8 protein-coding genes and 2 pseudogenes are annotated in these 10016 nt (G+C 55.1%); 1 reads left to right on the forward strand and 9 read right to left on the reverse strand.

Going from position 1 to position 10016, the window contains the following annotated elements; translation table 11 throughout:
- Positions 1-257 precede the first annotated feature (257 nt).
- A complete protein-coding gene (locus ACXJJY_RS02400; RefSeq protein ID WP_456385106.1) occupies positions 258-677 on the forward strand; it encodes a diacylglycerol kinase in 420 nt (139 codons plus the stop codon).
- Positions 678-702: 25 nt separating this feature from the next.
- Here the strand turns inward: ACXJJY_RS02400 and ACXJJY_RS02405 are convergent, their stop codons facing one another.
- From ACXJJY_RS02405 to ACXJJY_RS02445, 9 genes and pseudogenes are all read right to left on the reverse strand, one after another.
- Positions 703-1614 (reverse strand): cation diffusion facilitator family transporter, encoded by a 912-nt coding sequence (locus ACXJJY_RS02405; protein WP_456385107.1) that lies wholly within the window; start codon positions 1612-1614, stop codon positions 703-705.
- Positions 1615-1638: 24 nt separating this feature from the next.
- On the reverse strand, positions 1639-4584 hold the full coding sequence (locus ACXJJY_RS02410; protein WP_456385108.1) for an insulinase family protein: 2946 nt from the start codon (positions 4582-4584) through the stop codon (positions 1639-1641).
- A gap of 124 nt (positions 4585-4708) precedes the next feature.
- Positions 4709-5158, reverse strand: coding sequence for a D-aminoacyl-tRNA deacylase (gene dtd / locus ACXJJY_RS02415; protein ID WP_456385117.1), 450 nt, complete (start codon positions 5156-5158; stop codon positions 4709-4711).
- A gap of 139 nt (positions 5159-5297) precedes the next feature.
- Positions 5298-6023 (reverse strand): 16S rRNA (uracil(1498)-N(3))-methyltransferase, encoded by a 726-nt coding sequence (locus tag ACXJJY_RS02420; RefSeq protein WP_456385109.1) that lies wholly within the window; start codon positions 6021-6023, stop codon positions 5298-5300.
- Between the two features lie 30 nt (positions 6024-6053).
- Entirely contained in the window at positions 6054-7595 is a 1542-nt protein-coding gene (gene sbtM / locus ACXJJY_RS02425; protein ID WP_456385110.1) for a thio(seleno)oxazole modification radical SAM maturase SbtM, read from the reverse strand.
- A gap of 376 nt (positions 7596-7971) precedes the next feature.
- Positions 7972-8076 (reverse strand): annotated as a pseudogene (sbtA, locus tag ACXJJY_RS02430) (SbtA family thio(seleno)oxazole RiPP natural product precursor); the annotation flags it as partial.
- 149 nt (positions 8077-8225) lie between these two features.
- Positions 8226-8714: a dihydrofolate reductase gene (locus ACXJJY_RS02435; protein WP_456385111.1), complete on the reverse strand. Its 489-nt coding sequence runs from the start codon at positions 8712-8714 to the stop codon at positions 8226-8228.
- A gap of 185 nt (positions 8715-8899) precedes the next feature.
- Positions 8900-9145 (reverse strand): annotated as a pseudogene (locus ACXJJY_RS02440) (SAM-dependent DNA methyltransferase); the annotation flags it as partial.
- 120 nt (positions 9146-9265) lie between these two features.
- A partial coding sequence (locus ACXJJY_RS02445) for a DUF2971 domain-containing protein (RefSeq protein ID WP_456385112.1) occupies positions 9266-10016 on the reverse strand: 751 nt, incomplete at its 5' end.

The raw sequence follows: 10016 nt of genomic DNA on the forward strand, positions 1-10016 counted from the left end.
TATTCGAAACTCCCGGGTTCGATAAAGACGAAAAACGCGGCAGGAATCAGGTTCGTCCGAATCTGTCGGCAGGAAATTTCCTGGCAGTGAGCTGTTCTTGAAAATTTTTTAAAAAGATTGATTTTCTAAAGGGTTAAGTTGTAGTCTTGGTTGCAGGGGTTTTGCAGGGAGGGGGGCGGTCAGCCTGCGACAAGGCATGCCACGAGATACTGGAACGTTGTCGAGGGCATCAAAACTGCAAGGGGGTGAAATTCTGTATGGAACAGAAGGGGCAGAACGGAGGAGAGCATTTTTGCAACAAGCCCGACTACCGGGGAATCCGCCATGTGTACCAGGCCATGCTGTACTCGTTCAAGGGTTTGGTTGCGGCATTCCGGTGTGAAGAGGCGTTTCGGCTGGAATTGATGGTGGTGGCGGTGATGTTGCCCCTGGGGCTGTGGCTGGGTGATTCCGGAGTCGAAAAAGCGTTGCTCGTTTCGTCGCTGGTGCTGGTTCTCATTGTCGAACTTGTAAACTCCGCCGTTGAGGCGGTGGTCGACCGTATCGGTCTTGAGCAGCATGTTCTCTCCGGGCGGGCCAAGGACATCGGTTCGGCGGCTGTTTTCATGACCCTTGTCAATGTGGTTCTCGTCTGGGTTCCGATTTTGGTTGATCGTTTCGGCCGGTTGTCGGGCTGAGCGGTGGTCTGAAAGGTATCGTGGTTCAATCGGTGAACCTGGTGGGCCCAAGCCGGCGGCAGGTCTTGACCGGGTCCTGGTGGATGATGACATCGGCTCCTGGCCAGTTGCGGAGGATTTCCTTTTCCACAGCCCGGGCCACGCCATGGGCGCGCAGCAGAGGCATATCGTCGTCGAGCTCCAGGTGGAGCTGGATCATGATGGTTTGCCCTGATTGCCTTGTACGCACGTCATGCACACCTCTCACCTGCGGTGGAGTCATGGCAATATGGATAATTTTTTCCCGTAATTCTGCAGGCAGCTCGCGATCCATCAGCATCTGGGAGGCATCGTAGCCGATCTTGCAGGCACTGTAAAATATGAAACCGGCAATGAGCATGGCAAAGATCGGGTCGAGACCGTGCCAGCCGTGACGTGCGAAAACAAGGGCGGCCAGGGTTCCGGCATTGGTCAGGATGTCGGTCCCGTAGTGAAGGGCATCTGCCTTGATGGCGCTGGAGTTGGTTATCGAAATGACCCTGTACTGGTATGCCAGCAGGAGAAGCGTGATGATAATGGCCAGCACCATGATAATGATACCGGGCCAGGACTGGTTGAGAGGTACCGGGTTGCGAAGGCGTTCCACCGCGTGGATGAGGAGAAAAAAGGAGGAGCCGGCGATAAAGGATGCCTGGGCAAGGCCGGCGAGGAATTCGGCTTTACCATGGCCGAATCGGTGTTCGCTGTCGGCCGGGTTCATTGACAGGCGCACGGCAACCAGGTTGATGGTTGACGCTGCGGCATCCATGAGAGAATCGACCAGCGAGGCCATTACACTGAGAGATCCGGTCAGAAGCCAGGCCACAAGCTTGCCGGCGATCAGTATCAGGGCAACGGTCACCGAGGCTCGAGTCGCTCTTTTCAGCAGGATATCCGGTGAGCTCGAAGAGTTGGTCATAGAAGTATTCAGGTTTATCTCACCCTACAGCTTTTCGATACTGTCGAAAAGGTCTTTGTTTTCCTGAATTTTTTCGATATTGCCAATGGTCACAAGGCTGCTTTTTGTCCGTAACGCCTCGAAGTGAGGGGCAAGTTTGCGCAGATCCTGGCAGCGGGTGTCGAGAATTTCGTTGATCCGTTCCTGCTTGCTGGCAGGAGTGATGCCGGAAAGGTATTCGTTGCGGGCCGTGGCTCCCTTGCCTGCCGGTCCCTGGTGGGGGTTGAAGTTGGCATAGGTGCCGATGATCAGCTGTTCCAGGGATGGATCGGGCAGGGTCAGCTTCCGGATCTGCTCCTCTATGGCCTCGTAAGCCTCGTATGTTTTTCTGATCTGCGGGTCGCGGTAGCTGACCAGGGCGAAGTTGCCGCTTATGTGATTGAACTGGATGAAGCAGCCATAGGCCCCTCCCATCTGCCGGACCGTGTTCCAGAGGTAATCTCTGGAAAGCCAGGTCTTGAGGACTTCGAACTGGCCGCTGTATCCCCGGGACTCGGGGAACAGGGTGCAGCCCATGACGTTGTACACCACCTCGGCCGAAGTACAGAAGGCTTGCCTGGCCGGAAAGGTGGGGAAATCGGGCCCAGCCGGTTGCGAAACGGTACTGTCTTTCTGCTCAGGCAGACTGTTGATCAGCCCGGTTGCGGTCTGCAGCCTGGCGATATCTTCCCCTCCGGCGGTAACGGCGAGTGTGACGTTGTCTTTCCGTAAGACATGGCGCCTGATCGACCGCAGGGTTTCCAGAAATTTTTCTTCCCTTTCTTCGTAGCGGCTGGCCAGATCCTTGAGGTCCAGGTAGTTGGCCGCCCCGCTGACATGTTCGTTGTACTGGCCTGCCAGGCCAAGACGGGCAAAGACCCGGGTAGAGGCCAGGCCGTAGCCTTCACTCTGCACCGAATGCTCGGTCCAGGCGAATTCCCGCTGAACGATCTCCCGGATCCGGGCCCGGTCCTGGAAACTGACAGCGGTAAACACCTCCTCCAGCAGGCTGACCGCCCGGTCCAGGTAGCTGGAGAGCATCTTGACGTGGAACCAGAGAGTGGGACGGGGACTGGTCGGATCCTCGAGGTGAAGGTGGGTATGGAACGAGTGGTGAAAACCGCCGGTGCAGATACCCAGCTCTTTGGCAAAGGCCATGTAGTTCAGACGCGAGGTGCCGATTTCGGTGACAATGGTGCCAAACAGGTTCAGGGCCAGGAGTTGATCCCGATTAAGCCCCTGGCAGTCAAAGCCGATGTCGAGATAGACGATACCGTTGGTGGGCAGGTCGTTGACCAGGAAGGGGCGCTGAGCCAGGTCCCGGGGTGTACAGCGGTGAAAATCGATGTCCCGTTCCAAGTCGTTGAGGCCAAGGCGGGGCAGGAGCTTGAGGGTTTCTTCATCATTGGACTGGTGCTGGAGTTCCATCAGCTCCCGGGTCCGACGGATCAGCTTTTGGATGCCTTCCTCGTCCAGGGTCGCCTCATGGGCCGCCAGCCGGGCCTGCTCCTCCTGCATGGCCCGGATCATCTTCTCCGGGTCCGGTTTCAGGGTCACAATTACGGTGGCCGGGTTTTCCAGCAACCGTTCACGGATCAGCCGTTCGAAATAATCGCTTTCCAGGGCGTCCCGGCGGATTTCGTGCAGCAGCTCCTCGATCTGCAGGGCCTCGAAGGGGTCGGTGCCGTATTTCATGGCCGGCATGGCCTTGGAAATAAGGTCCAGCCCGCGCTGGGCCTTGTTGCCCTCTTCACGGACTGAAAATTCGTACCGGTTGAGTTCCGAAAGGACCAGCTCCCGGTCCAGGCCCTGGTCCACCATGGTCTGCAGGACCTCCTGGTACAGCTTGAGGAACTGGTCGCGCTTGTCTGGATCCGAACCGATGAGATAGGTCATCATGAAGGTCTTGAAGCAGGAGCTGGAGAGGAACATCCCGCCGAAATCCTTGCAGAGACCGGCCTTGAGGATGGCCTTTTTCAGGGGTGAGGCGTCAGAGTTGTAGAGGATGGAAGCGATGATCTGGAAGGCGGCATTGCGCTTGCGCTGGGTCATGTCGCCCACAGCCGAGCCCACGGCCAGAAAGGTTTTTTCCTTCGTATCACTGCCGGGCTGCACCGCGTAGGTGTCCTCGACATGCACCGGCTCCTCGATTTCCCGGCCCGGATCAATGGCCACCTTGCCCCGGCCGTCGGCATCACCGGTGGCAAAATCGGCCAGGAAGTTGTCCTGGACGTACGCCAGCTCTTCTTCCAGGGGGGCGTCGCCGTAGAAAAAGAGCATGGCATTGGCGGGATGATAATGTTTGCGGTGAAAGGCCACGAACTGTTCGTATGTGAGATCCGGGATGTGGCGCGGATCGCCGCCGGATTCATGGGCATAAGTGGAACCGGGCATCAGGCCGCCGAACATGTGGTGAAAAATAGCCCGGATGGGGTCGGAAAAGGCTCCCTTCATCTCGTTGAACACCACGCCCTGGTACTGCAGCGGCTGGTCTTTCGCCTCCTTGTGATAATGCCATCCTTCCTGTTCAAAGGTGGTCCGCTCGAGCAGGGGATTGAGAGTCACATCACAGTAGACATCCATGATGTTGAAGTACTCTTTCATGTTCCTGGTCGCAAAGGGATACCAGGTGGTGTCTGAGCCGGTCATGGCGTTGAGAAAGGTCATGAGACCGCCCTTGTGGATTTCTCCGAACACATCCTTGACCGGATATTTTTTTGACCCCATGAGCACCGAGTGCTCGAGGATATGGGCGACCCCGGTGGAATCGGTGGGTATGGTCTGGAAGGCGATACAGAAGGTCTTGTTCGGGTCGTTGTTCTTGATGGCAAGTGCCGGGGTGCCAAGCTGCTCATGGTGGAACAGGTAGACCGTGGAGTCGATCTCTTCGATGTACTTGCTCCGTTCCAGCCGAAAGGAGTTGCAGGTGGTTCCGGGTGTAAGTGTGGTCATGGAGAATCGCCAGAGTTATGAAGGTTTCAGGTTACAACGCCTCTGTTTCGTACGGTCGCCCTTGTTGCTGCGCACCAAAAGCACCTTGCAGGCGATGGTGTCCCTTGAAGGGATCGCATCGCGGCTAAAATTTTTTGTGCGAGTCCAGCAGCATGGTCACCGGGCCGTTGTTGACCAGGGACACTTCCATCATGGCCTGGAACTCGCCGGTGGCTGTCCGGATACCATGTTCCGCGACGGCCCTGACAAAATCGCGATAGAGCCGGTCGGCCATCTCGGGCGGGGCGGCGTGGGACCAGGAGGGTCTTCTTCCCTTGCGGCAGTCGCCCAGCAGGGTGAATTGGGACACGATCAGAATTTCACCCGCCACATCAATTACTGACCGGTTCATTCGTCCCTGTTCGTCTTCAAATATCCGCAGGTTGACCACCTTGTCAGCCAACCAGGTAACATCTCTTGCTGTGTCGTCACGGTGGACACCGAGGAGGACCAGCAGGCCCGCGCCAATGGCCCCGGTTTCCCGTCCGTTTATCGTGACCCGTGCCTGTGTAACTCTCTGTAGTACAGCCCGCATGAGAAATGTCGGTAACTTCCGGTTGCAGGAAAAGATAATGGAGCCGGTGTGCTGGCTCGGCAAACCAGTCACGCACTGTATCATGAAACCGGATGGATTTCAAAACAGGTTTGTCTGTGGAAAAAGAGACGTCGTGATTTCAGGCTGGTTTCAGGGCTCTGGCGTGGAACTGAATGATGGAGACCGCCGCCAGGGTCGCGGTTTCGGCCCGGAGGACCAGGGAGCCCAGGGATACGGTGTCAAAGCCGCGTTCCCGGGCCAGGTTGACTTCCGCCCGGTGAAATCCTCCCTCAGGGCCAAGCAGGAGGCAGATGGAGGTCGAGGCAGGCCAGTTGGTCGCTGGCAGCGAATTGTGGCGTTCCTCTTCCCAGAGCAGGAATTTTTCGCGGAAATTGCCGGTGTCGAATTGTTCCAGTGTTCCGGGCTCGCAGATCCGCATGGGCCAGGTCCGGCCGCATTGCTTGCAGGTCTCGATCATGATTCGCTGCCAACGCTGGTGCTGGCGGTCCAGGCGGGTTCTGTTTTCGCAAAACCGTGTCTGCAGCGGTTGCAGGGTGTGCACTCCCAGTTCCGTACATTTCTGGATGAGCAGGTCCATCTTTTTTCCCTTGAGCAGGGCCTGGGCCACGGTCAGAGATGCCCGGCCAGGAGGGGCGGCCCGGTGGCGTTCAAGGATGTGCAGCGCCACGGAGCGCGGGCCGAAACCGGAGATTTCGGCCGTCATGATTCCCCCGGTACCGTCGAAGAGCTCGATCCGGTCGCCGGGCTGCATGCGGAGTACGGTGCGCAGGTGCCTGGCCTCCGGACCTTTGAGCTCCACCTGGTCTTCTCCGGCCAGGTCAGGGTCTATGAAGAATCGGCGCATGTCCAGATTACCGGGAAGCGAAGAGGTATGTTATTTGAAACAATACGGATCCAACTCTGTGAAGATATCACGGCCAAAGCCATATGTCACGGCCAGACAGCCGCCGCAAACCGGGCGGATGGCGCAGTCTGCACAGGCCGAGGAGCCGCGGCGGTACTTGCGGGCCTGCGGGCTGTGATAGATATCCTTGAGGGAGTTTTCATAGATATTGCCCATTGGGGAGGGCAGCTTGCGGCAGGCATGGACTTCTCCGTCAGGCAGTATGGAGACGAAGTTAAAGGCCGCACCGCATCCGTATCCGGCACAGCCACCGGTATACGACATCTTTTTTTTGTGGTGAACCAGGTTGAAAAAGTTGTCCTTGAGTCCCATGCAGGGGTTGTCCCGACATGCCTTTTTGTAGCTGTTTAAAAACTGTTCGAAACTTTCGGGCGGGACTGAAGCCAGGGACGCACCCTCACCGACCATGGCCAGTCGGTTGAAAGTGAAGAGATCCACCCTGTCGCGCAGCAGTTCGGCCAACTCCAGCACCTCGTCCATGTTGGCCCGGGTCAGGGTCAGCATGACCATGGAGTAGATGTCCAGCTCCCGGAGCAGGTCAAGAAAAGCCAGCACCCGCTCGAAATGGCCCGGGCCGCGGATATAGTCGTTATGGGGCTGCAATCCCTCCAGGCTCACCTGGTAGAACTCCGGCTTCCGGATCGCAAGCATCTCTTTCAGCCTGTGCCTGGGCATTGGGTTGCCGAGGATGGCGGTGAGAAAGCCGCGCTCGGCCGCTTCCCGGTAGAGCTGGTTGAAATGAGGGTAGAGCAGAGGGTTGCCACCGGTAAAGGTGACCTGGGCGCGGACATGCTGGGCCCGGGCGAACTCATAGAGATCATCGAGGATTTTGATGCCCTGGGCCAGTTCCATGGTGGCCCGGTCGCTGCGATCGTAGCAGTGGCGACAGTGGAGATCGCAGGTCTGGGTGATATGCCACTGGAGGGTGAAGACAGAAGCGGTGAAAAACGATGGATCCGAGACTTCGCCGCGGGGAAAGTCCGGCGGTCTGGCTATGCGCGAGGGGGGCGAAAGGATCAGCCCCTGCTCCATGGCCTGGTTCAGGATGGCCTCGATTGTTGCCAGTGGAACCCCTCCTTCCCGGGCAGCCTGGCGTTCATCCATGTTCTCTGTGACCAGTTTGAGGGCCAACAGGTCATGACTGGTGGCCGTGCGGACCGTCACTTTGCCGGTGAGCGGGTTGCGGACCACAAGGACGAATTCCTGTCCCGGCTCGGGTCTGGCCGCCGGATCGTCCAGCAGCCGGGCCAGATGACGCCATTCCAGCAACAGCAGTTCCAGGGCCGGATTAACCTTTCGTCTGTCCATTGTTTCCGGTAGGGGCGGAGGATTGTGCCGCAGGGAGTGGATGGCCTGCTCCAGTCGAGCCAGGTCCGGGAGAAAAGGATATTCGGTATACTGATGAGGATGCTCTGCCAGCCAGGAGGCCAGATCATGGTCAGGAATATTGGGCAGGGACGGTAGATACCGGCAGCAGGCGGAGTAGATCTTTTCCGGGCTGGACTTTTTCACGAACGGCTCCTGGAACAACAGGGACTAAGAGGCTGTTGAAAAACGTAACGGGCGAAGACGGGACAGGGAAAGCGGGACAAAAAGCGCAGAAAGCCGGTAACCTCTCCGGGTCACCGGCTTTTTCTGTTTTCAGAACGTGCAGCCTGCACGTTTAATTTTTCGAGCCGCCTCAGCCGCTGGTTCCACTCTTTTTCCCGAGGGTTTCCTCAACAGCTTTTCTGGCTTCTTCGCCAGCCTCCCTGGTGACTTCTTCGGCTTCCTGTTCAGCTATTTCATGGATTTTTTTTCTGGTCTCGACAGTAATCTGTTCTTCCTGTTCAGCGCTCCCGGCGCTGTTGGTCTGGCTGCCTCAGCCACTGCCTCCTCAGCCGCTGCCACCGCTGCCAGATGCCTGTACGACTGGCGGCGCCATGCCACCTGCGCTGATCAGGCCGGCCACGCCAAGGCTGGCCAGGAGTTTCTTGAGATCTTTTTTCTGCATGGAGCCCTCTCAGGTTTTGATGATGGAAGGTTTTGCTGTTCCTTGTTCCTATAGGATGGACCGATAGTCAGCCACCGATTCATAGGAAAAGTATATTATGGAAGGTGTGAATAGTCAACAGAATGTTGAGAAAGATTCTTGTTTCTCTTTTATTGACTCTTCCGGCAGCGCCATGTTTGGATGGTGTATGGCTGGGCGGCCGTCACCGGGGTTGAGCTCACCATTTGAAAATCATCTTCGCTGAAGGGGGGGAAGGAGGTGTCTCCCGGGTAGGGCCGGTCCAGGACTGTCAAAATCATGGTATCGGCCAGAGGAAGGGCCAAACGGTAGAGCTGTTCGCCTCCGATGATGAAAACCCTGGAAGACATGTCGTTCCGGCAGAGGTCCAGGGCCTCTCCGAGGCTATGTGCGGTTTCCCCGCCAGGAGCGCAGTAAGCCTTGTTTCTGGTAACCACGATGTTGCGTCGGCCGGGCAGAGGACGGCCGAGGGATTCCCAGGTCTTCCGTCCCATAATCAGGGAATGGCCCATGGTGATTTCCTTAAACCGTGCCTGTTCTCCGGGAATATCCCAGGGAATGGTATTGTTGTGGCCGATCACGCGGTTGGCCGCCATGGCAGCGATGAGAATGATTTCCATTTACACTTTTCGATTGCCTGCTATGGGTTCCATTACTTTGCAGGAAAATGTACGTTTTTTAACGACCAAGCTTACCTGCCAAGTGAGGTTTTTGGACAGGTGTAGTTGCAATATTTTTGCTTACAAATCAAGATGTTAGCAAAAAGAATCAGCAGTTTTTATTAATCGTTCGTCACGGATTAAGGTATGCCGTAAAGACTGGACACAGCAAGGACTGAATAACGTTCAAATTCCAACTGACTCCTTTTGTAACGGCTTGACACAATTTCAAGTTTTCTCCTCAGCACCTCAACCAGAAAATTACCCGTGCCGCAGGCGGGCTCGAGAAAACGCGATTCTATACGCTCTGTCTCTTGTTTTACAAAATCGAGCATGGCGTTGACTTCCCTGGCCCTGGTATAAACCTCGCCATGGTCGGCAACGCGTTTTTTTTATACGACATGTTTACCCACGATTTCCTATGAGAATTGTAACGCTGTGGCTAAACGGCTGGTAAAGGAGCGCCAGCGGATTTGCCAGTCCGCCTTCAGCCGCTTGTTAACCCGTTTTTTTCATAGTTTCGAGATGCTGATTTTGTTTTTCTTACAATGAGTTTCAATTTCAGCTTCAAGTCGTTTTAAAACTAGTGGAGGCACACAGGGACCAAATGTAATTTCAGTTACGTTCCCATCAAATACAAAATTTACATTCTGATGTTTACCAATAAATCGAATCTCTTTCTCTTGTTTCCATTTCTTGGTCTTGGTCAACAATATATTCCGGTAAGTCTCGAAGGTTTTGTCAGGAAAAAGCGAAGACTTAAGAAAAGTATCTATATGGAATATCCTCTCATCAACATATTGAACTTCATGGTAAATTTGACCTACTAGGGGATCGGGGATGTCGATTTGAACACATACCCCATTGCCTTCACCCCCATATTCATCCCATAATCGGTCATCATCTTTTATGAGAGAGAAACTTGTAACCCCGATGGTGTCTCTGCAGTTTTGAACAACATCATTGATAATAGGCTCTGCAATTTTCGCCAGCATTTTATTTTTCAAAATTCTTGTAACTGATAAATGATGCTGAAAATAATTTGTTGTTCTAAATTTTGCTACAACTTGCGTCAAAAGGTTAGCCGTGTCTTGCGATGGTTCATAGTCTAACTTAAATTTGAATTCATTTTCGTCATTCAAGGAATCTGGGCTAGCACACCAAATAGATTTTTGTAACACTATTTGTAGAAAATGATTGTGTTTCCTTTCGTCAGTCAGGTCCTTAAATTTATATATTTTCACTTTCTTATTCCGGGTTAAC

The organism is Desulfolithobacter sp., from assembly GCF_054025815.1.

What these genes read in the sequence shown, in the direction of transcription:
- ACXJJY_RS02400 (WP_456385106.1), top strand. Translation starts at nt 258, where the DNA reads ATGGAACAGAAGGGGCAGAACGGAGGAGAGCATTTTTGCAACAAGCCC.
- ACXJJY_RS02405 (WP_456385107.1), bottom strand. Translation starts at nt 1,614, where the DNA reads ATGACCAACTCTTCGAGCTCACCGGATATCCTGCTGAAAAGAGCGACT.
- ACXJJY_RS02410 (WP_456385108.1), bottom strand. Translation starts at nt 4,584, where the DNA reads ATGACCACACTTACACCCGGAACCACCTGCAACTCCTTTCGGCTGGAA.
- dtd (WP_456385117.1), bottom strand. Translation starts at nt 5,158, where the DNA reads ATGCGGGCTGTACTACAGAGAGTTACACAGGCACGGGTCACGATAAAC.
- ACXJJY_RS02420 (WP_456385109.1), bottom strand. Translation starts at nt 6,023, where the DNA reads ATGCGCCGATTCTTCATAGACCCTGACCTGGCCGGAGAAGACCAGGTG.
- ACXJJY_RS02435 (WP_456385111.1), bottom strand. Translation starts at nt 8,714, where the DNA reads ATGGAAATCATTCTCATCGCTGCCATGGCGGCCAACCGCGTGATCGGC.